This window comes from Pseudofrankia asymbiotica, from assembly GCF_001983105.1.
GTDB lineage: Bacteria > Actinomycetota > Actinomycetes > Frankiales > Frankiaceae > Pseudofrankia > Pseudofrankia asymbiotica.
On the sequence record NZ_MOMC01000059.1, the window covers coordinates 1 to 25,116 of the forward strand.

Annotated in this window: 16 protein-coding genes and 2 pseudogenes; 7 read left to right on the top strand and 11 right to left on the bottom strand. The window is 67.6% G+C overall.

The features are described from left to right. Positions 1 to 390: transposase (locus BL253_RS27595; RefSeq protein WP_206745135.1), on the bottom strand; the 390-nt coding region annotated here is incomplete at its 3' end. Between the two features lie 120 nt (positions 391 to 510). On the opposite strand from BL253_RS27595, the gene BL253_RS39630 reads away from it, so the two are divergent. Next, entirely contained in the window at positions 511 to 948 is a 438-nt protein-coding gene (locus BL253_RS39630; RefSeq protein WP_198946418.1) for a hypothetical protein, read from the top strand. Here the strand turns inward: BL253_RS39630 and BL253_RS27600 are convergent. From BL253_RS27600 to BL253_RS27620, 5 genes are read right to left on the bottom strand one after another with little or no spacing between them, the layout of a single operon-like run. Next, the gene (locus BL253_RS27600) at positions 919 to 1,920 is read right to left on the bottom strand and encodes an alpha/beta hydrolase (RefSeq protein ID WP_241835212.1); all 1,002 of its coding nucleotides are present in this window, start codon (positions 1,918 to 1,920) and stop codon (positions 919 to 921) included. The genes BL253_RS39630 and BL253_RS27600 overlap by 30 nt on opposite strands. 18 nt (positions 1,921 to 1,938) lie before the next feature. Then, a complete protein-coding gene (locus tag BL253_RS27605) occupies positions 1,939 to 2,289 on the bottom strand; it encodes a MazG nucleotide pyrophosphohydrolase domain-containing protein (protein WP_081438752.1) in 351 nt (116 codons plus the stop codon). A 37-nt stretch (positions 2,290 to 2,326) separates the two neighbouring features. After that, positions 2,327 to 3,517, bottom strand: a complete 1,191-nt coding sequence (locus tag BL253_RS27610) for a DNA glycosylase AlkZ-like family protein (RefSeq protein ID WP_076820230.1) — start codon at positions 3,515 to 3,517, stop codon at positions 2,327 to 2,329. Positions 3,518 to 3,555: 38 nt separating this feature from the next. After that, positions 3,556 to 4,869, bottom strand: coding sequence for a B12-binding domain-containing radical SAM protein (locus BL253_RS27615; RefSeq protein ID WP_131831587.1), 1,314 nt, complete (start codon positions 4,867 to 4,869; stop codon positions 3,556 to 3,558). A gap of 51 nt (positions 4,870 to 4,920) precedes the next feature. Beyond that, complete coding sequence (locus tag BL253_RS27620) at positions 4,921 to 5,673, bottom strand: cytidylate kinase family protein (RefSeq protein WP_076820232.1); 753 nt, start codon at positions 5,671 to 5,673, stop codon at positions 4,921 to 4,923. Positions 5,674 to 6,826: 1,153 nt separating this feature from the next. Here BL253_RS27620 and BL253_RS27625 point away from each other — a divergent pair. After that, a complete protein-coding gene (locus BL253_RS27625) occupies positions 6,827 to 7,846 on the top strand; it encodes an NsdA family TPR-like regulatory protein (RefSeq protein ID WP_131831588.1) in 1,020 nt (339 codons plus the stop codon). Positions 7,847 to 8,253: 407 nt separating this feature from the next. Here BL253_RS27625 and BL253_RS41905 read toward each other — a convergent pair whose 3' ends face one another. Then, positions 8,254 to 9,585, bottom strand: a complete 1,332-nt coding sequence (locus BL253_RS41905) for a hypothetical protein (RefSeq protein WP_131831589.1) — start codon at positions 9,583 to 9,585, stop codon at positions 8,254 to 8,256. Between the two features lie 233 nt (positions 9,586 to 9,818). After that, the gene (locus BL253_RS27630; RefSeq protein WP_076820234.1) at positions 9,819 to 10,874 is read right to left on the bottom strand and encodes an integrase core domain-containing protein; all 1,056 of its coding nucleotides are present in this window, start codon (positions 10,872 to 10,874) and stop codon (positions 9,819 to 9,821) included. Between the two features lie 539 nt (positions 10,875 to 11,413). On the opposite strand from BL253_RS27630, the gene BL253_RS27635 reads away from it, so the two are divergent. From BL253_RS27635 to BL253_RS44070, 3 genes and pseudogenes are all read left to right on the top strand, one after another. Further along, a complete protein-coding gene (locus BL253_RS27635) occupies positions 11,414 to 11,980 on the top strand; it encodes a hypothetical protein (RefSeq protein ID WP_198946419.1) in 567 nt (188 codons plus the stop codon). After that, positions 11,977 to 12,180, top strand: a pseudogene (locus tag BL253_RS45520) (helix-turn-helix domain-containing protein); the annotation flags it as partial. The gene BL253_RS27635 and the pseudogene BL253_RS45520, both read left to right, overlap by 4 nt. A gap of 312 nt (positions 12,181 to 12,492) precedes the next feature. Continuing rightward, the gene (locus BL253_RS44070) at positions 12,493 to 13,179 is read left to right on the top strand and encodes an ImmA/IrrE family metallo-endopeptidase (RefSeq protein WP_241835213.1); all 687 of its coding nucleotides are present in this window, start codon (positions 12,493 to 12,495) and stop codon (positions 13,177 to 13,179) included. A gap of 66 nt (positions 13,180 to 13,245) precedes the next feature. Here the strand turns inward: BL253_RS44070 and BL253_RS27645 are convergent, their stop codons facing one another. Continuing rightward, positions 13,246 to 13,482 (bottom strand): hypothetical protein, encoded by a 237-nt coding sequence (locus tag BL253_RS27645; RefSeq protein WP_076820237.1) that lies wholly within the window; start codon positions 13,480 to 13,482, stop codon positions 13,246 to 13,248. Positions 13,483 to 13,527: 45 nt separating this feature from the next. On the opposite strand from BL253_RS27645, the gene BL253_RS27650 reads away from it, so the two are divergent. Together BL253_RS27650 and BL253_RS40520 are read left to right on the top strand one after the other, a co-directional pair. Further along, complete coding sequence (locus BL253_RS27650) at positions 13,528 to 17,742, top strand: hypothetical protein (RefSeq protein WP_131831590.1); 4,215 nt, start codon at positions 13,528 to 13,530, stop codon at positions 17,740 to 17,742. A 568-nt stretch (positions 17,743 to 18,310) separates the two neighbouring features. Beyond that, positions 18,311 to 22,309, top strand: coding sequence for a hypothetical protein (locus BL253_RS40520; RefSeq protein ID WP_076820239.1), 3,999 nt, complete (start codon positions 18,311 to 18,313; stop codon positions 22,307 to 22,309). A 141-nt stretch (positions 22,310 to 22,450) separates the two neighbouring features. On the opposite strand, the gene BL253_RS27660 is transcribed toward BL253_RS40520, so the two are convergent. Both BL253_RS27660 and BL253_RS44075 read right to left on the bottom strand, forming a co-directional pair. Further along, a complete protein-coding gene (locus tag BL253_RS27660) occupies positions 22,451 to 24,355 on the bottom strand; it encodes a hypothetical protein (protein ID WP_076820240.1) in 1,905 nt (634 codons plus the stop codon). Between the two features lie 436 nt (positions 24,356 to 24,791). Then, a pseudogene (locus BL253_RS44075) lies at positions 24,792 to 25,007 on the bottom strand (hypothetical protein); the annotation flags it as partial. Positions 25,008 to 25,116 lie beyond the last annotated feature (109 nt).

Here is a 25,116-nt window from a genome sequence, read left to right on the forward strand (position 1 = left end):
CGCCAGCTCCTTCTCCAGCTTGGCTTTCTCCGCACGGAGTTTCTCCAACTCCTTGTCCCGGTCATCGACCGGAGGGCGGCCCTTCGGTTTCGACAGGCCCGCCAACGCCCCGGCCTCCCGGGCCTTACGCCACTCCACGATATGCGCCGAGTACAGATTCTCCCGCCGCAGGATCGCGCCCTTCTGACCGTCCGGCGCCGCCTCGTACTCGTTCAGGATCCGCAGCTTGTACGCCGCCGAGAACGACCGCCGCCGCGCCTTCGGCTCGACCTCAGGGTCCGGCCGCCGGCCACCACCTTCACGCTCGTCCACACGGACATCATCGACCAGGCCCCGCCCAGCCGGCACTGCCATCGTCACGATCTTCCTCTCCCTACCCGCCCAGGTCACAAGATGATAGCTACTGCCTGACTCATCTCATCCTGACGGATAGGGGCAGGGGCCGGTCCATGGCAGCTCCCACCCCACGTGAAGGCAGAGGTTCTCCAACAGGAGGCGCGTGGGCTGGCAATGACCGGCGAACCAATCGGTCTTGCGGAACGCAAACTTGACGAGGCCCGGGCGTTACTCGGCGACGCCGGTGCGGAGTCGGTGGCACCACTGGGTCCTGGCTACGACGAGGGGACCTGGCTGCTGCGGTCGGCGACCTGCTACATCGAGGCGGGCAAGCCCCGACTGGCGGCCGAGCTATACGCCGAGGTACTTGCGAGGGGAACGCTGACCCGACGCGATGAGGGTTACTACCGGGCTCGGCGGGCTGTGGCCTGCGCGCTGGCAGGCGACCCCGACGATGCCTCCCGGGAAGGGCTCGCGGCGCTCGGGGTCGCCGACACCACCAGTTCTCAGCGCACTCGACGCGAGGTACGCCGCGTCGTTCGCATCCTTACACCGTGGCAACGCCACCGCGGACCTCGCGAGCTACGCCTGGCGATCCAGGCCTCCAGCTAGATCACGCTCGCCTGACACCCAGTCGCTGACCGTTCGGATCACGAAGGCCTGCCATTCCTGGCTGCGCGGGTGGGCGTAGGTGGGGTCGTCGTGGACGGCGAAGCCGTGCTGCGCTCCCTCGATCTCGACCAGCCGGTGGGGCGCCCGCAGCCGCTTGACCGCTGCCCTCGATGCGTCCACCGGCACGAAGGTGTCTGCCGTGCCGTGGATGACTAGGGTCGGAGCGGCGATCTCCCCGAGAGCCTCAACAGGCCGAATCCAGAAAACCTCATTGAGCATCGCCCGGCCGTGCCGGACTGTCGGCGAGTGCTGCAGAAATCCGTCACGCGCCAGCCGCTCGGCTGCTTCGTCGTCCAAGACGTCATCAACCCAGTACGGCTTCTGCTCGACGTACCTGTTCTTGTAGTCCAACTGAGGGTTCAGCAACACCAGGCGCGAAAGATCGTTCGGTCTTTTCGCCGCGTAGTAGGCTGTCAGCCCTCCACCGAAGCTTGCGMCCAGCAGGTGCAGCGCGTCGGCACCGGACTCCGCTCTCAGCTGGGCCAGAGCGACATGGATGTCGTTCAGATGGGATGCCAGGGTGGTCTCCTCCTGCAGGCCCTCGCTGTCCCCGTGGCCGCGCAGGTCGAATCGTAGTGAGGCGGCACCCGCGTCCGCGAGACCGGCGGCCAGGCGGGTGAAGAATCCGCCTTCTTCGCGGGTCACCCCGCCGCCGTGGACCAGGACCACGGCCTGGTCCACGGCCGAGTCCGGAAGCGCGAGGGTGCCGGCCAGTCGAAGACCATCCAGAGTCCGCATCGACATCGTGGTCTCGTGAACGGCCATGTTGCTCCTCTGCGGCTCGAACGCGGCTTCTTGCATCTTCCGGTAGATCCGGCCGGAAAGGCCAGCCGGCGCTGCGGACACTGGCTGCGGCGTCTGCCATCCGGGAAGCGAGCTCGCGACGCCGTGCTCGGTGCGCGCGCCGGTCACGGGGTCCCTCGATGCCTGCTATGGGACCGCGACCGGGGTTGGCTGGTGTGTGCCGGGCCAGGTTCGGGTCTCGTTGAGGGTTTCCTTCGCGCGGATGGCGTCGGTGAGGTCGATGTCGAGGCGGTTGGCGATCGAGCAGGCGAAGATCAGGAGGTCGACGAGTTCCTCGTCGACGCTGCCGACCAGCTCGCCAGTCAGCGTGCGTTGTCCGTTGTTCTTGCGGACGGCGCGGGCGAGTTCGCCGGCTTCTTCCATGAGGCGCCAGGTCTGGTCGTGGACCGTGCGGTCGGTGAAGCCTCGTTCGGTTTCCATCTCGGCGACGTAGCGCTGCAGGTCGGCGAGGCTGGCGTCGGTGGCGAGGGGCTGCACGGGCGTCCTTTCGTCCGTTCGGCTTGGGTGGCCGGTGTCAGAGGGCGAGGGCCAGTTGTCGTGGGTCGGGTCGGGACGGGGGAGGGGTGCGTGGTCGCCAGCCGGCGCGCAGGGCTTCGGTGTGCCGTTTGGCGGCGGCTATGACCTGCCGGATGGTTGTGGTGGCCTGGCCAGGAAGGAGGGTCGCGACGACGGTTTGGCTGGCCGGTTCCCACATCCAGGTGCCGCATACCTGGCCGTCGAGGAGGACCGTGGGGAGGGCTTCACCGATCTGGTTGAAAGCCTGCCGCGGGGCGAGGTCGCCGAGGTAACGGGCGCGCGTCTCCGCGTAGGCCTTGAGAGCGACGTCCTCGTGGGCGAGCAGTTGCAGCCCAGTGGTGTGGGTGTCGGGGTCGGCCGCGGTGAACTGTTCGTAGCGCTTGGCAGGCATGTAGGCCGGCGAGGGGCTCCAGGGTGTGGCGACTTCTACCACCGGGGCTTCGGGGTCGTCGAGTGCGTCGATAACGACGGCGCGGGAGAGGGCGGACCACCAGATCGCGTCGCCGAGTGTTGCCGGCCCGTACCGGTCGAAGTAGGCCCGCAGCAGCGTCCGAGTGGCGGTCCGCCGGTCGAGGTCGAGATCGAGGCTGGGGTGCAACTGGCTGGTCAGGCCGAACATGCGGCGTTCGGCGTTCCAGCAGCCGGAGGCGTTCAGGTAGGTGAGCGTGCCTGCTTCCCAGGCGGCCTTGACCGCGGCCCGGACCGCGGCTGTGCCAGTGGGGGCGAGGGTGTCCTCGATGCGTCGGTGCGGTAGCGGCCCGTCAGCGAGCAGCCCTGGCAGCTGCGCGCGGATCTGGGCGAGCAGCTGGTCGGGGACGCCGGCGTTGGACGCGCGGCGGGTGGCGTCGCGTAGGCGGTAGTGGACGGTGGCCCGGTGCGCGGCGGCGGCGAGGTCCAGGGGTAGGAGATGCAGCGTGCGGCGCATGCAGCGCAGCGTGATGAGCCCGTGGGGTCGGCCGAGGATCGGTAGTGCCGCGTCGGGGCCGTCGGCACGTGCGAGGACGGTGGCGAACGGGGACGGTAGGCGGGCGGCGTGCAGGCCGAGCGTCGCGTGGCTGATCTGCGCGACCGACGTCAGCCGGCGGTGTGGATGCAGCCCTTGTCGGGACAGGGTCCAGTTCCACAGTCGACGTGCCTGGACGTCGGTCAGGGTGACGGTCCCGACGGTGCGCGGGCGCCGGTTGATCACCGTTGCACCGTAACAGCGGGCAGAAAGTGGGCCGGTGGTCACCCCTGGGCGCCCCAGTGGTCTTCGACGAAGCCGCGCAGCCTGTGGTAGGAGTCCTCGAGTTCGGCCCACTGGTCGGGGCTGCCCCACCAGTGGCGGTCGTTGTGGTGGATGTGGAACTTCGACCAGTCCCCGTCCCAGTCGAACTGGGTGTGTAGGCCCCGCAGGGCGTGAACATCCGGGTCGGCGTAGACCTGGGTTCCGGGCAGCGGGACGAACCGGAACAGTGAGACACGGGTCAGTGACGATCCCAGTTCGCCGAGCAGGCTGATCGTCTCGTCGGTCGTCTGCCGGTCCTCACCGGGGAAGCCGTGGATGATGAACGCTTTGGCACCGATCCCGGCGTCGGCGGTCGCGGCGAACGCGGCCTTGATCTCGGCGCGGGTGGTGTTCTTGCGCATCGCCCGCAGGAGCGGTTCGCTGCCGGACTCGACCCCGTACTTGATCTCGATGCAGCCCGAAGCGGCCATCGTCTTCAGTAGGGCCGCATCGACGGTGTCGACGCGGGACAGCGCCGACCAGGACAGGTCCAGGTCGGCGACCGCGTCGCAGATGTCTGCGACCTTCCGCTTGTTGACGACGAAGTTGTCGTCGACGATCGCGAACCCGCCGATGCGGTAGCGGTCCACGAGGTGCGCCAGCTCGGTGTACGCGCTGGCTCCGGAGCGATATTGGATGCGGGTCTGGCCGGCGGCGCAGAACGAGCATGGGAACGGGCAGCCCCGGCTGAACATCACGTGTGCCATCCGCACGTCATGGCCGGCGAGCCGGTCGGTCATTACGACGTCCTCCACGGGCAGGAGGTGTCGTGCCGGCAGCGGTAGCCGGTCGATGTCCCGTATCAGCAGACGTGGGAGCCCGGATCGGATCTGGCCGTCCTCGGCCCAGCGGGTCCCGGCGATCCCAGTGACCGGCTGGCCGGCGCTGGCGCGGGCCAGCAGGTCGAGGATCGTCTCCTCGGACTCGCCCACGCAGACGACGTCCGCGGCGAAGTCACGCAGCGCGTCATCCGGGTAGAAGTTGGCGTGTACGCCACCGACCATCACCAGCGAGCCCGGGTCGATCCGGCTGCGCGCGCGGGCCGCCGCCATGAAGCCGTAGGTCGCCGAGGAGGCGAGGCTGAACCCGACCGCCTCAAAGCCGGTGAGGTCGAGGGTGGGCTCGTCGGGCCGTACCTGGACGACCGCCACCTCGTGGCCGGCGTCTTCCAACACCGCGGCCAGGTAGAGCGCTCCGAACGGCGGGAACTCGCGGCGACGTTCCCGGAACCGAGCCATGTCGTAGACCTCGGGGTAGAGCAAGGCGACGCGCATCGCGGACACCTCCGGAGAGTTCGTCCTTCGAACGAACGAGGGATAGCCGAATCAGAAAGGCGCGTGGCACCTGGTACCCGCAGCGCGGGATGTGGGGCGCTGACCGATATGTAGAATTTCGGCTGGGTGCAGCCTCTTCAGCCGAGTCAGTTCCTCGGGCGGCCAGTCCGCCAGTAGCGCGGTGACGGTGTCGCGCACGACGGGAGCGAACGCGGCGATACCCCGATCCGCGGACTCCCGATCCGCGGCCGGGATCAGATGCGAATTACATAGAACGAGGTTGTAGCGATCGCGGTCCGCATAAAGATCGAACCGATGACGACGTGCGAAAGAATCGCGGGTATGGGAGTCCTTCTCCCGGACCAGTGCGTCGCACTCAGCCAAGGACAGGTGGGTGCGCGTCTGCGAGACGAGGCACTTGCGGGCACGCGACGGCGGGTCGGATTCGATCCAGACCCGCACCAGCGGACCCGGCGCGAGCCAGGCCAGCGCCCACATGTCGAAGACCGTGCGCCGCCGGCTGGCAGYCAGCTCCAACAGCCGCCGGTCCAACTCCTCGTCCGCGGCATCACCCGCTCGGGCCGCCTGGACCTCGTCGTACCGCTCCAGCCAGGCCCTCTCTGCCGTGACAGGCATGCCGAGGATGTCCAACAGGACATCAGTAGCCGAGACATACCCATAGCCCAACTCGCTGGCCAACAACCGAGCGTGTGTGGTCTTGCCCGCAGCGGTCAGGCCAGCGAATGYCACATTCGCGCCAGCAGGAAAAATCTCCTCCCTTTCGGCACGGTCGGCGATGCTCATCGGGAAGACGGGGAGAGATCAGGCGAGCGGGCGCACTTGGACACAAGGAACCGTCCTTTCACGCAGCGACACGGCGTCCCAAGCATCCGTCCAGGCGAGGAACCTGACTATGCCAAGAACCGATAGCAGGCCATGCGGGACACGCATAGACACCGCAGGCTTCAGCGCGCAAAGATCTGGGCTTGGGCATACCGTCATAGCGCCGGACGCACGTCCAGCTGCACGCCGCCGGCCGCCTGTCTGGATCGCTGACGTGCCCGCTGGCCCCGCCCGGACCTGGCATGCGCACGGCGAGCGGACGCTGATCCTCAGCGACAACGACTACCTGGCCAGCTGGGCGACCAACCTGGAGCTCGAGGTCCCGCGCCGCCGCAAAGGCCCAAGCCATCGCTACCCGCCGATGGGCCTTCGCGGTGCCAAGGTGGGCTCGGGCGGCGGTCACGAAGGTGCCCGGACGACACACCCAGGCCTGAACACCCCGAGCGTCGGTCCTGCACAAGGCGRTGCAGGCATACACAACACGCATAGACAGCGTTACCAAGAGTTCTAGTCTGCGCCGATAGCGGTGCGCTGCGGACCAAGAACTGAGTGGGTGGAGATGGCGACGGCACGGATGAGCCTGCGCGAGGAGCAGGACGATCTTCGTTCTCGTATGCGGGCTCTGGGGATGGGGCACGCTGAGATCGCGGCCGAGTTCGCGAGGCGTTACCGGTTTCGGCCTCGTGCGGCGTGGCGGCATGCCCATGGCTGGACGCTGAGCCAGGYCGCGCGCCAGGTCAACGATGCCGCCGCGCGCACCGGATACGACGAGGACGGGCGGGCTTCGATGACCGGGCCGCGTCTGTGCGAACTGGAGAAATGGCCGGCCCAATCCAGGACGCGGCCCACCCCGCGCGTTCTCGCGCTGCTGGCGGTGGCCTACGGCGCTCCGGTAGGCGGTCTACTCGACCTCGAGGACCACGAGAACTACACGGCCGCCGATCGCCTCGTCCTGAGCACCATGACCGGGCCGGGCACGCCGACCTCGACGCCGCGCTCCACCATCTCTGAAATCCGGGGCGAGTCTGGCGTTTGGCTCACTGGCGGGCCACGTGACGGTAGCCTGGACGTAACAGATCGCGAGCTTGTCCGCAGTGCCCATGGGGTGGTTGTCGTGCCCGTAGACCGGCGCGGCTTTATCGCCGGAGCCGGTCTGCTCGCTCCACTCGCGGCGATGGAACCCACCCGCCACACGGTGACCACATCGCTCGCGCCCGACGACGGCGTACCGGGAGTTGACGAGTGGCGAGCGATCGTGCACGACTACAGCCTCAACTATGGCACCGACCCTGCCGCCGAACTGTTGCGGCGACTCGACGCTGACCTGTCGGTACTCAGCGGAGTCGTGCGAGGCGAGACGGACAGCACGGTCGAACGCGAGCTGCGGCGCATCGGGGCCCTCCTGGCAGCTTTCACGGCACATGCCGCCGCGGACGTCGGCGACCTGCCGTCGTCTCGTCGCTGGTGGCGCACCGCGAAGCGGACGGCCGACGCTTCGGGCGATGTCCACGCGCGGCTGTGGACCCGCGGGCGCGAGATCGTCCGCGCCCTGTACGAACAGCGACCCGTTGCGGACGTCCTCGGCCTCGTCGCCGAGGCCGCCGCCATCGCCGCCAGCGTCAACGCRCCGCCCGCAGCGGTGCAGGACTACCTGGACGGGAAAGCGCGCGTTCTCGTCAGGGCAGGACGCGACGACGAAGCACGCAGCGTCCTGGCCAAGGTACAGATCAACTTCGAACGCCTGCCGCCCGAGGTCTCCGGGGACACCGACTCGTGGTTCGGGTGGTCCGAACGCGCCCTACGCCTCGCCGAGAGCTACACCTACTCCCACCTCGGCGACTGGACCCGCGCCGACGGGGCCCAGATCGCCGCCTCACATCTGTTCCCCGTCGAGAACCGGCGCGGGCCGGTCCTGGTCGAGCTCCAGCGTGCGCTGTGCCAGGTCCGCAGCGGAGACATCGACGGCGGGATCGACCAGGCGTACAACGCGATGACCGGCCTGCCGCGCGCCCAGTACAACAGCCCCATCGTCCAGGTGAGCCGTGACGTGGCCACCGCCGTGCCGCCCACCGAACTGGGTCGCGAGAGCGTGCGAGCGTTCAGGGCATACCTACGCGATCTTGAGGTCGCCTAGCGGCAGCGACCGCTGTCCTGGTCCACCTCGCCGAGCCGTGTCGAGAGCTGGGTAGCGGCGTCGCACGATTGCTGACAAGGTCGGATCGTCCGGTTGGCTGGCTAGCGGGGACACGACCGCCACCGGGATCCGCGATCGACGGACCGGCCACGACTGGTAGGTCGCGTCGCGGCAGGCGCCACCACAAGACCCGCGCCAGGGTAGATCCAATCGAATCGCTCATAGCCAGCAAGGTGTCGGTGTCGCGCCCCGCGCTCGGACAGTGGTGTCCGAATCCGGCGGTCCGCCCTTGCTCGATGGGCGTTGTGTGTCGGCTCCCAGCAGATCTGCATAGCCGTCCTGGTCGCGAGCTGGCGCTGCTCAGCCTGCCGGTGTGCTCGTCGTCGACGTCCGCAGTCAAGGTCCTATCAGGTGTTGTGGGATGGGCGGGCGGTGCCCGACGGCTTGCTGGCCGGCTGCATTGGCCAGCGGTACCAGGTCGGCCTGGTCGCCAGGCTGTGGGGCAGATCGCCTCGCCGGCTCGGCCATCCGCGGCCAACAGCTCGGCCAGATGCCTGGCGGCGTTCGCGTCGCGGGCGGCACGGGGCCGCAGCAGGTCGATCGCCTCGCCAACGCGACCCTGCTCGGCCAGGAACGTGGCCAGCCGGGTAGCGACGTCCCAGTTGCCAGCGTCGACGCAGACCCGCAACAGGTCGATCGCCTCGCCGGCTCGGCCATCCGCGGCCAACAACTCGGCCAGCTGCCTGGCGGCGTTCCACTCGCCAGCCCCTCGCGGCGAGGGCTTTGCGGTCCGTGATGCGTTCCAGCTGGTGATGGCTGCGGATGCCTCCGGGGCGCACGAGACGGACCAGGTCTGCCGGGTCGAATGCGCGAGCGGCCTCTGGCCGTCGGGTGGACAGCCAGACCTGTCCGGCGCGGGCCCGTAGCATGGCCGCGACGTGCTCGGTGGCGGTGGTGTCGAGCTGGCCACCGAAGTCGTCGGCGAGCACGATCGCGCCGGGAACGCTGGCTACCAGCATGGCCTCGGCCGCTGAGAAGACGGCGGTAGTCGTACTTCCGTGGCTGGACAACGGCAACAGCCCGGCGCAGTCCAGTTTGACGGCTGGTTGCAGGGCGCGTAGTAGGGAGCCGACCGTACCGTCCTCAGCGACGAATCCGACATCGGTGGCCACAACGGGCTCGCCGATGCGAACGGCCGCGCCGTCGGTACCGAGCACAGCTCCGACCGACGAGGTGATCACTGATTCGGCGGAGAGGCTGTCGACCGCAGCGGAAACCGACTTCCTCAGTGATGCGAACGCCTCCTTGGCGCCGCCGGGATCGATTGCATCAACGATATGGCGCAGGTTGCCGCCCGCGCGGAGTTGCAGCGGGCGAGCCGCGTCGAGAACCACGACCGGTAGGGCACGGCGTGTGGCTGCGGGCACGCGGGCGAAGTCTCCCAGCGCAGGGTTGCTACGCGATGGGTAGTAGACAACCGTCGTGATCTCATCGGCCACGGAGTCATAGCTCACGCGGCATGCGATCCGGACGCACTGCGGCAGGGACGGGTCGGCGTAGGGGTCGTGACTGGCTACCCCGGACGGGTCCAACGCCTCGATGTATCCATCGAACATCTGCTCGACCTCAGGGTCGAAACCGGCCAGCGTCACCTCGATCTCGGCACACCCGTCCTGCACCGATGCACCATCGGCAACCGTCGTCTCGGCCGCGGTCGGTTCCGCTTCCAGACCCGCCACAGAGCTGACTGGGCGCAGAATCTGCYGCGGTGGTCCGGGCACCCCTAGCTGCTGGGTCCAGAACCCGGGCAAGCGCGGCGATGATGTCGCTGCGGCCGGCCCGTGGAACCCCTGCCAAGAGCACATGCTCCCGTGGACGCAGCTCGAGCTGCCGCCAGCCTCGGAACCCAGTCACGAGCAGTCGCGTGATGCGCACGAKCATGGTGAAGGGTGCAAGTAGACGGTTTTGCTGGTCAAGCGGCATGTTGATATTCGTGGATGAGGCCGTCGAGGCGGTCGATGCGTCTGATCGGCCCRCTTGGATCGCCGGTTGGGGCCAGCGGGTCGGGGGTGCCGAGGTCGATGCCGCGGTGGGGTCGGGCTGTGTTGTAGTGCTCGACGTAGGTCGACAGGATCTGTTCGGCGTGGCGCCGGTTCCAGATCAAGGTCCAGTCGAGGCATTCTGAGCGGACGGTGCGGACCCAGCGTTCGGCGTAGGCGTTCGCCCGCGGGGCCCGGACCGGTGTCTTGATGATCCGAATGCCCTCGTCGGCGAAGACGTCGTCGAAGCCGCGGACGAACTTGGCATCTCGGTCTCGGATGAGGAACCTGTACGGCCCGGCGTCGCCGAGATGGTAGGTGAGGTTTCTGGCTTGTTGGGTGACCCAGGTGGCGGTGGGGTGGGCGGTGACGCCGGCGAGCCAGACGTGGCGGCGGTCGAACTCTACGAAAAACAGGACGTACAGCCTGGCCAGGGTCACGGTGTCGATCGTGAGGAAGTCGCAGGCAAGCACGCCGCGGGCCTGGCTGCGCAGGAACTGCGACCAGCTGGGACCTGCGTCCCGGCGGGGTGCCGGGCCGAGGCCGTGGCGACGAAGGATGTTGCGGACCGACGTGGCCGACACCAGGACCTGTAGCTTCCTGCATTCCCCGACGATCCTGAGGTAGCCCCAGCGGGGATTCTCCCGGGCGAGCCGGAGCACGAGCTGCACGGTCGCGCCCTCGAGCCGGCGACCGTGACGCCGCTGCGGGTGGGTCCAGTGACGCCGGACCAGCTCGCGGTGCCAGCGCAACAGGGTTGCGGGGGTGACGAGAAACGTCGACCAGCGTGGGCGGGGGAGGAGCTGGGCCAGGCTGGCCAGCAGCACCCGATCGGACGGTGAGTATCGGGGCCGGGCGACCTGGCGACGTAGCACCGCGATCTGATGGCGCAGGACGGCGATCTCGACGTCCTTCTCGTCCGGCCGCCCGCCCAAGCTGGCCATGCCAAGCAGCCTGCGCACCATCAGGAACACCACCGTCGACACCATGATTCGTCATGGTCCCCGACGACTGTTCGCCCAGCTCAGCGCCCCTGACCGTCCACTTGCACCCCACAAGCGAGACACCACTCGATCATGTCTCGACCACCGAAGTGGACCATGACGCCAGCCTGTGCGACAGCGCCCCCTCGCCGACGTGCGGCGGATCGGCCAGGCACCGACGCGCTGACGTGACACCCGGGCATCCGAGCTCGTCTGTCGACTCGGCGTAGTTCGGCCCACGTGCCGCGACACGCCGATCTGGTTCAGTCGATGACGGGATCTACTGGCCCTGGGTGTACTTTCGTCCTGTGAGTGAACAACATGAGGTGATGGCGGAACTCGGCGAGGCCGGGGTCCTGGCTGGCGTGTGCTRGGCGAACCTCTCCGCCGTGACTCGGTCGTTGGAGAGCTACTCAGAGCCCGATGGACTCGACGTGGCGTGGCTGGGTAACACCAGGTTCACTTACTTCCGGAACCGGCTGGACCGCGTCTTCGCCTGTGGGCGGTATGCCATCAGGTCCGAGGACGACGAGGCGGATCTCGACGTGCTGTACGCCGAGCTTTCCGATCAGGACATCGACTCCATGCCGAAGCTGCCCTCCGGCCTGGTAGTCCGAGCCGACCTCAATGGCAGCCCAGGATGGCGCCACGGGGGACGTCGGATCCTGCTGGCCTCCTGCGCGTTCGGCAAGCTGGACTCGTTGCCGTGGCCGCAGAAGAGCCCGACCAAGCAACGCGTGGCCCGGCAGCCCAGCCCTGAGCCGCCGCAGCCCTCCTTGTTCACCGGTCTCGACGACGAGGATGAGTTCGGCGGCCTGGAAGCGCTGGCGGACGGCGAGAGCCTGGACCTGGAGACCTTCGTCGTAGCGCACAGCCTGGATCCGGTCAGCCAGCAGATCGAGCTGGTTCTCGGCCGTCCTCGTCTGAACCGTGGAGGCGGCGCGGCCTGGTACTGGAGGCAGGATCTGCTGGGCACGCCGCCTGCGCATGGTGGTCGCCGTACCGACGACGCCCCGTGGCCTACCGGGCCGAACAACGTGCCGGACGCGCACGTGTTCCTGCGCAAGACGGACACCGAGCCGCGCCGGGCGCCAGCCAGTGGTGATCAGTGAGTTCAAACTCGCCGGCGGCCGACGCGGCCGCGCTCTTCGAGGGCGCCCGTCTGACTCTGGCCCGGCGCCTGGCTGGCCTACGGAAGACCGATCTTGCGCACCTTGTCGACAAGAGCCCTACCGCGGTCGCGGCGTGGGAGTCGGGAGCCAAGCGGCCCTCGGCCGCTACGGTGGCCCAACTCGCGCTCAGCCTCGCCGTCGAGCCAGGCTTCTTCGTGGTCCGTCCGCAGGATGTCTCTGCGTCCAGTACCACGCCGCACTTCCGTTCGCTGCGCTCGACCAGCCAACTCGTCCGTGATCAGGCGACGGCGTACGGGCAGCTGGCGGTGGACATCGCCGCCAGCCTCGAGAAGCACGTCGAACTCCCCAAGCGGGACGTTCCCAGTTACCCGGTGATGGTCGACGACCGTGACAGCGACGGTCCGGAGCGGGCCGCCGGCCTTGTCCGGAAGGAATGGGAGATCGGGGCCGGTCCTGCTGGCCACCTCGTCCGGCTCTTGGAGAACCACGGCGTGCTGGTGGTCTTCAGCCCGCCGAAGACGGCGACGGTGGACGCCTACTCCTTCGACAGCCGGCTTCGCCCAGTCGTGATCCTCAATCCGATCAAGCACGACTACTACCGCCAACGGTTCGACGTCGCGCACGAGCTTGGACACCTCGTCATGCACAGCGATGCCGAACCCGGCGGCCAGATCGTCGAAGATCAGGCAAACCGCTTCGCGGCCGAGTTGTTGACACCCGCCGGACAGATCTTCGATCTCCTTCCGGCGACGATGGGCGGCCACGTCTGGCGAGACCTGGCCCGTCTGAAGGAACAGTGGGGCGTCAGCATCCAGGCCCTGCTGTACCGCGCGCGAAGGCTCGGCCGACTCAGCGACGTGTCCTACCGGAACGCCATGATGACCATCTCCGCACGTGGCTGGCGACGCGACGAGCCCGGGCTGATGACCATCATCGAACAGCCATCACTGCTGCCAAGAGCCGTCGAGCTACTGACCCAGGCCGGGATCGACGAGACACAGCTGATCACACAGTGCCGCGTACCAGCAGACCTGTTCCACACCGTCACCGCTCGCACACCTGTCAGCGCGCAGCCTGACGACGTCGACTCAGACCACGAAGGCGAGCCGCCTCGTGACGGCGGCCAGGTGACCTCGCTTCTAGACCGACGACCATCCGCCCGGCGAGAAACCCAGTGAGTCAAGGCCCCCGCCGAGCCGACGCTGGCTGATCGTCGTCCGCTCCAAGGAGGTGCGGAGTAGCGCCTACATCGGCCAGACCCTTCTGGAGCGCACCGCCCGGTAGGCGGTGTTCCGCGATGGCGTGCTCGGCGAGCCACAGGCTGAACGTGGGGCAGCGGCTGCGGCCATGACATCCCGTCCGGCGACCGGATCTTCATAGGTACGGTCGCTCAGAAGACGCAGACCGCAGGTGACCGGTCGGCCGCCCATGTCGGTCACCGCCCACGTCGCCTCGGCGGGCTCGGCGATCTTGTCGATCAACGAGTCGTCGTCTGGATTGTCGGTGGGGGGGTCGACAATTGTGGCGTGACGAGTTCGACAGATCGTCTGTGGGACGACGCGGTGCAGACAGGTCTTCGCAACAAGGAGATGATCGAGCTTGCGCGCAGGCATTGCCTCGACATGGAGTTCATTCCGCGTGGCGGCCTCGGGATGGTCGAGGCAGAGACAGGGCTGCCGATAGGCATGCGCCAGGTCCGGTGTCCTGTCGCGTTCGGGGGCGCGGGGGTGAACGTGCCGTGGATCGCGATGGCTTTCTACCGGGAGCACTGTGAGGGCTGCGGGCGTCGTCGGCCGACAGGTGAAGTGCCGAACCTCGCGACCAAGGCGGAGGAGGCCGATGCGGCCGCGGCAGCGTCCCGTACTGAGGAACAGGCCAGGCTGGCGCGGGAACGAATGGACTGGGAACGGCGTGCTGAGGAGCGTCGATCATTGGGCGCGTCGTCGGGCGAGGCGATGGCGGGGGTGCTTCGCGATGTCGACATCCTGGACCGTGACCCCTCCTCGCTGACGTCACACGAGGAGGGTGACGCCGCGCGGGTCCGGATCGCGATGCTCGCCGATCGCGCGCCCGGTCTGTTCACCGAAGGCGTCGTAGGTGCTGCGGTTGAGCTGATCGAGGAGGCCGGGCGGGGCCACGAGCTGTTGGACGCGTTGCGCCGGCTCGCGCGCAGGCGACCGGAGTTCGCTGTGGCCACGGCTCATGCCGCTGTCGTCGCGTTGCGAAGCGGGCACGCCACGTGGGCTGGGCCGTGCGTCGCCGAGTTGATCGAACAAGTTGATCTCGAATCGATTGACGAGGAGGTCTGCCGTTCGCTTGTCCGGCTGGCTGGTGCGCCCCCGCTTGACCACATCGGCCATTCGGACCCGAGCCGAGCGAACGATCCARCTGGTCTCCAGGCGGTCGCTATCGCCCTACCCGACCTCGTAGGACGGGTTTTGCGGTCCATGCTGCCRCCGCCTGCGGTGCCTAGCGGATTGGTGCTGCCGCCGAGCGCTCCGCCACCGCGTTCTCCATCTCCACACGACCGAGGCTCGGCGGCTGGTGCGATCCGTGCACTGGCAGGGACGTCGCCAGCCCTCGCCGCGGGCCTGATCGATGCACTCGTCCTCAATCTGGCGGTGCCGGCGGACGACAGGTACGACGACCTGGAGGTGCCGGCGATCGAGCGGACGCTGGCTATCTTGCTGGTTCTCGGTATCGGCGACGTGGCAGCATCGGTCAACGCCGCCGGCCGATACGGCGATGACGAGCATCGTCGAACGTTGCTTGAGGTGTTGTCGGTATCCGTGTTCATGATCGCGCCTGACTACCGGTGGCGTGAGCCGGGGGATCCAACTCCGGCCACGGCGCGTCGAGTTGCCGTTCGCGACACTCTTGTCGCGGCTGCGGCAGCTCGTACAGGGGGCGACTGGGGCGATCAGCTACGCGTCGACGGAGCTGAATTGCTGGAGCTTCTCGCGAAGCACGAGCCGTCGGCGATGCTCCAGCACACCACGGTGCTCTTTGGCACCGTTTTGGGTCTTATCAACGTAGAGCGGGCGCCAGTTCCTAGCCGACTGGAGGTGCTGAACCACGAACCAGCCGCGCTGCAGGTCTTGGAGCAGCTGAACCGCACGAGCTCCATCAACGGGGCGATCGGGCGTGTGCTCGATGCGATCGAGTCCGTGGCTACTGCCGATGCCGCCGTCGTGTGTACCGCGCTCGTTGACCTCATCACTGATGAACGTGACGCGGAGCGCGGCAGTGACCTCGCTTGGTGGCTGTTGGGGACTCTCGGCCGCATCGCGCACAGGCACGGCGACGCGCCAGGCGTACTTCGGATCGTCCTGCCGACACTGCACCGCTACCTCGTCGATGGAGATGCGCTCCTGCGCGCCCGGGCAATCGATGCCTGGACGCAGATCGCCACGGCCCACGAGGTCCCGTCAAGTCTCGTCGATCTACTACCAGTGTTGATCAAAGACCCGGTAGTCGTCGTCGCGGGCGCCGTCGCCCGCGCCGCTGCCAAACTCGACTGGTCGCCGGGAGATCAGCTGCGCCTGCTCTACCATGCGCTGCTTCTGTTAGACGGCGTTGATCCGCAGTCGCACGCCGAGATCGTAAAGGATGCGATCTGGGCGGCGATGCGCCTCTCGCAGCTCGCCGACGAGTCAGGGCGGGTCTCCGTCGAGCTGAAGATTCTCGAGAAGGCGGCGGCCCTCGACGCTCACGATCTCCGTGACGTGCTGCGGTCGCCTTGGCTGCCCCAGACCAGCCGGTCGCCGCAGATGGCACGGCTGCGTCTCCGGCAGGCGGCCAACCCACGCATCAGTGGCGGCCGAGATGAAGCCGAGCTGTGCGCGCTTCTGGCCTGCGGATCTGGCTTGGCTGACCTCACAGATGCCGAACTCACAAGGCCCGCGCTCAGGCACGCATCGCTGTGGATACTCGCCGCGGGCAGGTTCGCGGAGGTCGCTTGGCGAGCAGGCCGGCCGGCTACGGCGGCGGCCATCATGGCTGCGGCTCTCGCCGCGACGCCCGACCAGCCCGCGTTCCGATCGCATCGCCTCGTCATGGACCTGATCCGGCTCGCCGCTGAAGGCGATGCCGCCGTAAGCCAGGGGCGTGACTGGCACCAGGAAGCCACGCGCATCACGGCTGCTGTCGCGGCGTTGACGTCAGACGAAGGCGAGACCAGCGACGTGCGACGCGGRCTGGCCGCGTCCGCCTCGGCTGCGGTTGAGATTCGGCAGTTGTTCGCGAGCATCGGTGCCCCAACCGTTGCCGATCCTGCCGACGCGGCACGCACCCGCGCCGATGCCATGATGGCCGCCGGCGACGCGCTCGCCGCCGCCTCGTTGCACGCGACGGACACCGGCGCCTATCTGCGCGCCTTCGCAGCGGCGTGCAATGTCGCCGCCCACCTGCTGCGCGCCGACGCCGCCACACTGGATGCCGATCGTGACGGGGTCACCGCGCATGCAGCCGCTGCGGCCCGCCGTGTAGGGCTGATCGTCCACGACCTCGAGACCCGGTTCGCGGCTGACGACCCTCTGGCCGCGCCGCTGCTCGCGCACCTCAGTGCGGTAACGGCGATCCCGCCCGGTGCTCCTGCGGCACCCGTGCTCGTGGACTGGGCCACCCTGCCCATCCCATTACCGATTGTCGCCGGCCGTCGCCTGCGCAGCGCCCGTGCTGGCGCCACGTCGTCCGCAGCCAGCGGCAGCCAGTCGCAGGCGCACCACCGTATGGATCCGGCGCCAGTAGCGGTCGTCCTCGCCTCACTCGACGGCCAGCTCGTTACCGGGCCTGAGGTCCTTCAGCGCGGCCGTGTCTATGACCTCAGCCTGGAGGCACAGACCGGCCCATGGCCCGAATGGGCTGACCGGCTCGACGCCGAACTGCTCACCCACCTGACCGCCGCCGAAATCACAACACCCGAGTTCACCTGGAGTCGTCCCGATCATTCCGGCGACGGCGAGACGTACCAGAAAGCAGGGCCGCTGGTACTTCGATTCGCGCTCGGCCCCGGGCAACCCGCACCGCCACTGCTGGTACGCCTCGTCTGGCGCGGGCACCGTGACGGAGAGCCGGTGACCCAAAAGCTCGACGTCACCGGCCATCGCGAGCTGAGGCTCCGCCCGTACGACGCGACCCGCGACCGCACCACCGACTACCCGGTCTTCGACGAACGACTGCTCGACATCTACGACCGTCTCGCCCGCGCCGGCCACGACGCCGACCAGCTCCAGGCGTTCTGCCGGTTACTGACGAGTATCTGCCGCGTCGGCCTCCGGATGACCTGGGACAGGAGATACCGACGCGGYACCAAGGTCAGCGAACGGCAGTTCCATGACGACCTTCACCGTGCGCTGGTTGCCGATCCCGAACTCGGCGGCCGCATCGAGCGCGGTAGCCCACTCGCCCTCGGCTACCTCGACGTCCGCCACGACGGCATCACAGCCGAGCTCAAGGTCGAACGCAGGACCCCCGTCACCCACACCTCCGCACCGAAGTACATGGGCCAACCAACGCAGTACGCCGCCGCCGACGGAACACGGCTATCCATCCTCACCATCCTCGACATGAGCCCAAAGACACTTCCCGTCGGCACGCCAGAGAACTACCTGTTCACAGTAGAGCCGCGGTTGCACGGGCTTGTCAACCCAGAGGCGCCGAGCCTGGTCGTTATCCTCATTGTCAACGGAAACCTTCCAACGCCGAGCGCCTGGTCCCGGCACAACCCTCCTAGCCATTGAACGAAATCGTCCGGGACGCTGCGAGGATGGGACCGCAACGTCCAGTCGGTCGCATCACAGGCGCACCTGCCGACCGGTGTATATCCGCGCCCGCCACCATTCCACCAGCTTCCACAAATGGATCTATCCCTCGGGGCAACGATGGCATCAAGCCCAGACCTCATGGAGCCGGCCGATGGCCAGCTACGGTTCCACGGACGGTCCATCCACCGGTCTGCCGACCTGGCGCATGGGCCGAGTCGGTCCACGCCGAGAGGCGCCGCAGACCTTCTGGGAGGGTGCACGTGGTGTGCGAAAGGGATCGACTGACGCTCGATCGCCGACCCCGTCGACCCCGTCGACCCCCTGATTGACGCCGACGTGACCGGAGGTGGCGCCGGCGTCGATGAGGGCGACCGCCAGGTGGCGTTCGTTGGGGGAGCTGGGCAGGCCGTCGAAGTACAGGTTGAGGCCGGCAACGCCTACGGGCCATCAGTGGGCCGGTACGTTCGAGCGACGCGGAGGCGCCGCGAGGGCGCCTGTGCAGACGAGGAGCCTGTGCACCGGTTAGCTGGTCGGGAGGAGTGTCGTGTCCGCGTGGGACGGAGTGAATCGGTTCGTCTTGGGCTCCGGTCGCGCCGTGCTGCTGGATGACGAGGGCTTCCTCCTTCCTCCTTCGGATGGTAGGTGGTGGGCCGGCGTGGAGACGCAGCCGCGGCATGCGGCGGAGTTGCTCGCCGGTTCGGCAAGTTTTGCGCTTCTCGCCGCGGGCGGCGCGGGGAAGACGACGACGTTGCGGGCGCTGAAAGATCTGGAGCCAGGCGCGCGATATGTGGACGCGGCCATGGTGACGTTGAAGGAGCTCACGTCCGAGATCAGGGCGGCAGGCTCCGCCAGCGTCCCGCTGTATCTCGACGCGCTTGACCAGGCGGCGATTGCCAACTCCCGGTTTTACCAGGTTCTTGGGGAGGAGCTCACCGCGTCCGCGGTTCGGCGCGGGTTGTGGAGGCTGGGGTGTCGCGCGGCCGCGTGGCGGTCGTCGCTCGCCTCGACTCTGCGCGACGAACTGGCGGCCTTCGAGGAACTGAAACTTCTTCCGTTGGACAAGGAATCGGCGCGACGGCTCGCGGCGGCGGCGGGTGTGGACGGCTCCGGGTTCGTCGATGCGCTGGTGGCGGCCGGCTTGGGGCGGTTGTCGGCGTCTCCGCAGCAGCTGGGTCGACTCGCCCGATATTGGAAGTCCAATGAGAGGCTGCCTGATAGTCAGCTGGAGGCGATCGAGTGGGAGGTCGGACGCCTTCTGGAAGAAACTGACGACGGTAGGTTACAACGCCTGCCGCGCGACCGCGCGTCGCGAGTAGCGGAGCGGCTGGGGGCGTTCGCGACGTTCTCCGGCGTGCATCTACTGACGACGGGAAATCAGTGTGATCCCGGAGTTGTGGGCGTGGCGGATCTTCCTTCCGACCCGGAACCGGACCAGTCCGGGATGGTGTTCCCGCAGGACTATGGGGACGTCGTGGGTACGGCGCTGTTCGACGCGGGTAGCTCCGGCACGGTGATTTTCCGTCACCAGCAGTACGCCGAGTATCTGGCGGCCGTGTATCTGGCGCACCGCGATGTGAGCGAGGCTCATATCCCGGCCCTGCTGGGCGTTCACGCCAACGGGCTGCTGCCCACAGAGAGGATTGGGGTCGCGGCATGGCTCGCCGCGCTGCGACCGGCGCTGGTCGCGGGCCTGCTGGCCGAGAACGCGCCGATGTTCGCGTCGTATCCCGTGGAACTGCCCTCGGACGGGGCCCGGGCGGCTGTAGTCGATGGGCTGCTCGAGGCCGCCGCCGAGGACCTTGATCCCGACTGGGGGATCGACCTCAGCGCGCTGGTCCACGTTGGCCTCGCTGACCTGCTCGAAACCCGACTGATTGGTGGCCCGGCAACCTCCTCGCAGCTGTGGTGGATCGCTCGTCTCGCTGCGGCGGGAAGGTGCCGACGCCTGTGCTCCTTGCTCGGTGAGGCTGCCCGCGTCTCGTCGTGGAGCGATTACGCGCGTTGTGCCGCGGTCAGCGCCGTCGCCGATCTCGGCGACGAGAATGACCGGCGCGCTCTGCGCGATCTACTTGACCGGCCCCCCACCGACGATCCCGACGACGAGATCTTCGCGGTGCTGATTGACGCCCTGTACCCCGGGATCGTGGGGACCGAAGAACTCACCCGCGTGCTGAGGCCCCGCCAATCACCGGCCTTCTTCGGCGCCTATCGGAGGACGCTGGAGGCACTCGCCGACCGCATCCCCGAAGAAGATCTTCCGATGTTCCTCGAGTGGGGAGCGGCTCACGGCCGAGACTTCGCCAACGATCGCCTTTTCGGAGGACTGCTCACGGGGCTGGTCCGTCGAGCATGGGAAAATGCGGATTCCCGCTCGGTCCGCGCGACCCTAGCCGCTTTCGTGACGCAGGCTGCGCGTGCCGGACGCTGGGCGACCCACGAAACCCGCAGAGAACCGCTCCCGTGGAGCGACGGCGACACAGCCCGGCGACGCAGCTTAGCGCTCGCGGTCGCCGACCCCCTCGCCAGAGACACCTGGTACGTATTGCTGTTCCTGCAGCTACTCGTTCGGGAGGACRCCGAGTGGCTACTCGACGAACTCCCGGCACTTCCGGCGGATACCGCAGCGGTCCTCGCGCAGTGCCTTGCTCGCCTCGTGGAGACGCCGACCGCCGGTCTCACCGACCGAATCCTCAGCATGCCACCCGAACACCCCGCCTACGAGGCGATGCGATGGTTCCGCGGGTCCGTCGAACTGGACTCGGAGAGCGTCACCCCGATGGCGACKGCCGCGGCGGAGGAACAGGCCTATCGACGAGAGCAGTCGCAGATAGCCGACAGGGTGCGTTCTGATCTCGATTCCGCGCTGCGTCGGGTCGAAACTGACATCCAGTCATGGCCCCAGATCGCGCACCTGCTCGCGTTCGACGAGGACAACGACCCCGGGCCCCACGCTGTCAGCTACGACCTGACACAACGGCCCGGGTGGGCAGTCCTCACTCTCGAGGACCAGCACCTCGTGCTGCGCACGGGTGTTGCCTACGTCAGCTCGCACCAGCCCACCTCCAGCACATGGTCGGGCTCCAGGACGGTCAGCCCCGGCCAGGTTCTGGCCGACTGGTCCGGCGTCTTCCTCATGGCCACCCTGGCCTGCCACGCACCTCAACAATTGGCCGCACTGGAACTCGGCGTGTGGGCRCGATGGGCACCGGCGATCGTCGCCGCCTGGGACAGCGGGCATGGCGGTGACGGCGAACTGCGCCTACGGCTTATCGACTCCGCGCCCCGCCCGGGCCGAGCACACATCATCCAGGCAGCGCTTGACCACCTGGATGTCCTCGACGCCGCCGACGCGGATCTCCTTCCCTCCGACGCCGTATACACCCACCTCGCGGACGATCTCGCGTCCGACATAGCCCAGCGCCTTGTCGGCGGCCAGTACACCAGCGGGATCCGCATCTGGTTGCTCGACCTGCTCGCCAGGACCGCACCGGGTACCGCGCTCCCTGTCTGCCGCGTACTCGCCGCCGACACCGACGCCCCGCTGGCAGCACGCGCCGTTCACCATCTCGCGGCTCTCGACCCCAACGGCACCGTCGACGCTTGGGCCGCCGACCCCCCGCCGCCGACCGAGCTCGCCGTCGTGGCCGGATACCTGCGAATCGCGGGCCTGGACCAAGCGCGCCTGACCACGGCGATCCGCGTCCTCCTCGACGGGTTCCCGTACGACTCGGATCCAATACCGGAGTCGGGATGGGGTGTCGATCCCACCGGCGCCGCCCGGAGCGCCCGTAACGAGGCGCTTCGCCGCCTCGCCGACGTCGGCGCCCGCGAAGAGATCGCCTCGCTGGGAGCCGGGCGACCGCCACTGGACGAACAGGTCCTCCGACGGTACGAACGAGTCGCCCGCATCCGGCAAGCCGACCTGTCGATCGCGGCCACGAGACCTCACGACCTCCTCGAACTGCTCCGCCGCCCCGACGCGCGCCTGGTCCGGAACGACGACGATCTCCTCACCGTCATCATCGAACAGCTCGGCATCCTCCAACATAAAATTACCCACGACGGCGCCTTCCGTGACCTGTGGGGCGGGGCGAAGCCGAAGAGCGAAGACGATATATCTGACTGGATCCGCCGAAACCTTGGGATGAAATTCGACCGTGATCTGGTAGTCGACCGCGAGGTGCAGGTCCAGCGACGCCACCAACACGGGATCGGCACTCGCATCGACATCACCGCCACCACGCCCACCAACACACATCCACCAGGAACGGCACGCACGGTGATCGAGGCGAAGCTCGTCAACAATGACGAACTTCGGGACGCCATGCACGGCCAACTAATACAGCGATACCTACTTCCTAGCACGCTCACTCACGGGATCTACCTCGTCTACTGGATCGCCCCGGATCAACGGCCAACAGGCTGGTCACGCACGAAAGCGCCGACCATCCRCCAACTCCAGGAGGAACTCGGCGGCCAGGCAAAGGAAGCTGGGCGAGAGCTTCACATCCGCCCCTACATCCTCGACATCAGCCGACCATAGAGAACTGTCAATCTTGATGTGTAGAACGGGTCCAGCCTGCTGTCGCAGGACCCAGGTCTACAGCACAGGTAGCCCGCCCCGGCACGTTCGGGTGCGCCCTCAAGACACAGACCTGTCTCTGACGCTTGTCGTGCGCTGCGGCTAAGTAAGGATCWCGAGCGGTAGGTCTGTTGCGTCGGCGGCTAGGGTGAGGGCTGATATCGCTTCTGCCACTGCAGCGGCGAGGTCGCGGGTCGACGTGGTGACTGGGGCTGGGCTGTCGGTGCCGTGGCCGTCCGCGATGGCTTGGAGTAGGGATTTGCCGCGCGGTGGGCTGAGATCGATCGCTTCGGTGATCGCTGAGGTGAGCGTCTCGTGTTTTGCGAGCGTGGTGGTCTTCGTCCACCAGGATAGGAATTCGTGGCGGATCGCGGGCTCGGCTCGAGGGTCGGCGCTCGCGAGCTCGGGGAAACTCGCCGCGACGTCAGCGGCGACCGTGGGGCTGACGAGGCAGGCTTCGGCGAGCAAGTGTCGCCTGATGTGACTGTCGATGCGTCGGTCGTCGACGATGACGCAGGCGAGCTCGGACGGATGCTCCATCAGCTCGTCCGCGATCTCTCTCGCGAGCTGGGAGCCCGCCGCCTCGGTCGCCTGGCAGATGACATCGAGAAGCACCCGGGGAGCGTCGTCAGCCTGCGTCATGATCTCTTCGAGGACCGCGAAGAGATCATCCATGGCGTCGGGCTCTTCGTCCTCGAGCGCCTGCACCGCGACGGCGAGACTGGCTGCTGCCTTTCCGCGAGCCGGATGCTCTGGCGAGTCAGGCACGGCGCGCAGGTGCTTGGTGCCCAGCGCTCCCATGACGTGAAAGAGGAGGTGAATCAGCGGGTCGGCCCCAGTCGCGTGCTGCCCCATCGAGGTGCATAGCTCTCCGACGGCATCCGATTCGATCAGTTCTGGGTGCAGGAGCGAGATGCGGATCAGTAGGAGAGCGCGGGTGCTGCCGTACACCGCGGCTGAGGTGTCCTCGTCGGACTCTTCGACGCGCTCCTCGTCCCGCTCGGCCAGAGTGCTGGCGATCACATCGACCGCCTCGGTGTCGAGGTGGGAGAGCCAAAGCCATGGTGTGCGTGCGGTTGGGGGAAAGCTCTGGGTCATGGTTGCCAAAGCGCGCAGCCCGGCCCACAGCACGGTGCGGAGTCGCTCGTCGTTGCGGGCGTCGCTGGCGTCTCGCTCGAGATCGGGATCGACGCGCGTCCAGTCGAGCTCGCGCTCCTCCGCGAACTGGTGGAGGAGCACGTGCCCCCGCATCCGGTCGTCGTCGTCATAGTCGGTAGCGGGGGTGGCCTGATCCGCTCGTACCGTCTCGAGGAGGGCCTCGCCGATGGCTGCGTCGCCTTCGCCTCGACCGGTCAACGGTCGAGGTTCCCCGTACTGCGCCTCGTAGCGAGCGGCTGCGACAAGAAGTGTGGCCAGCTCGGTGGGTATCTCGTTGTGCCATGGGAACTCGGTGACGGTCGCGGCCACGACGTCGACCGGGTCAATGGTTTCCGGGCGCCCTTCGGTCGGGTCGTTGATGCCACGGATCGCCCCGGCGATCAGGAACTGCGCACACAGCGTCTGAAGATTAGGAGGTAGATACTGTGCGAGTCGCAAACGTGGCCGGGTGACAGCCGCGTCGGGCTGGGGAGGCTCGAAGCGTCGGCCTTCGGGCACCTCGTCCACACGCAGCGACCGGGTCGTCGAGCCCATCAACACCGGCGCCGCATCGGTCAGATGATCGCCTAGTCCGAGGCCGACCGCGGTGGCGACACGAAGGCTGGCGGTGTCCACGATCAGGCCGACGTAGGCACCTTGCGGGTAGGCCAGGATCTGCACATCAAGCAGTTCCGGAGGCGAGACGTCATCCTCAACACCGTCGTCCTCCTCGTCGGCGACCCGACGGACGAGGACTTCCCAACCGGCCTCGAGCAAGTCCCCGATCAGTTCGGGAACTTGCTCATCTGCCGACCCATGGTCGTCATCCCGATCAGCCAACTCCAAGTTGACCCACACCAGGTACGGCACAGCTCAATCCCTCAACACGAGTCTCGTCCAGAGCGTGAGACGCGATCCCGACGCCATGCGGCAGATCGTACTCGTATGAACACACACTGCGAGTCGGATCCTCGAGCCGCCGACCCATCGGCCGGCGGCAAGGCCGCGGAAATGTCGGGGCKGCGCGCAGCGAAGTGAAGGGGTGCTGTTGCGTTCGTAGGGACCATCGGATGATCATCGAAGCGTCGCCCGCACGCACGACGTCGACCCGAGGTCCCGTGTCGCGCCGTCCTCCGGGCGGTAGATCATTGAAGCAGCCATCTGGACTTCCTGCCCTTCGCGTCACCCCTCGGGGTCGCGCCGTCCATAGAACATGCGATCGCTGAAGCTGGGCAGCTTTTTGTGCTCGCGGCGATCCCGCGCTCGCTGGGGTAGCGGTGAGCACGGGATCGCCGGTGCGCTTCGATCAGTCTTGCCGGGGCTGGCCGTCGATGGGTTTGGTGGTGTCTTCGATCTGGGTGTGGGTGTCGGTGCGTAGCTGTGCGACGAGTCTGCGCGAGGTTGGGGCGCCGACGCGGAGTCGTTTGCGTAGGGTTTCTGCGGAGATGGGGCGTTGGTGGTGTTGCCAGTGGAGGACGTCTTCGGCTCGTGCTCGGTGGAGTAGGTCTTGTTCGCGGGCCTTGCTGGGGGCCTGCGGCGGCTCTGAACCGCCCCGACGTGTCTGACCTAGATTCGCCAGTAGCGGTGCGGGGTTGGCGGGCTGTTGACTCCAGAAAGTGATCGAATGCCTG

Coding starts and splice junctions, on each gene's coding strand:
- BL253_RS39630 (WP_198946418.1), top strand. CDS start 511: ATGACCGGCGAACCAATCGGTCTTGCGGAACGCAAACTTGACGAGGCC.
- BL253_RS27615 (WP_131831587.1), bottom strand. CDS start 4,869: ATGCGCGTCGCCTTGCTCTACCCCGAGGTCTACGACATGGCTCGGTTC.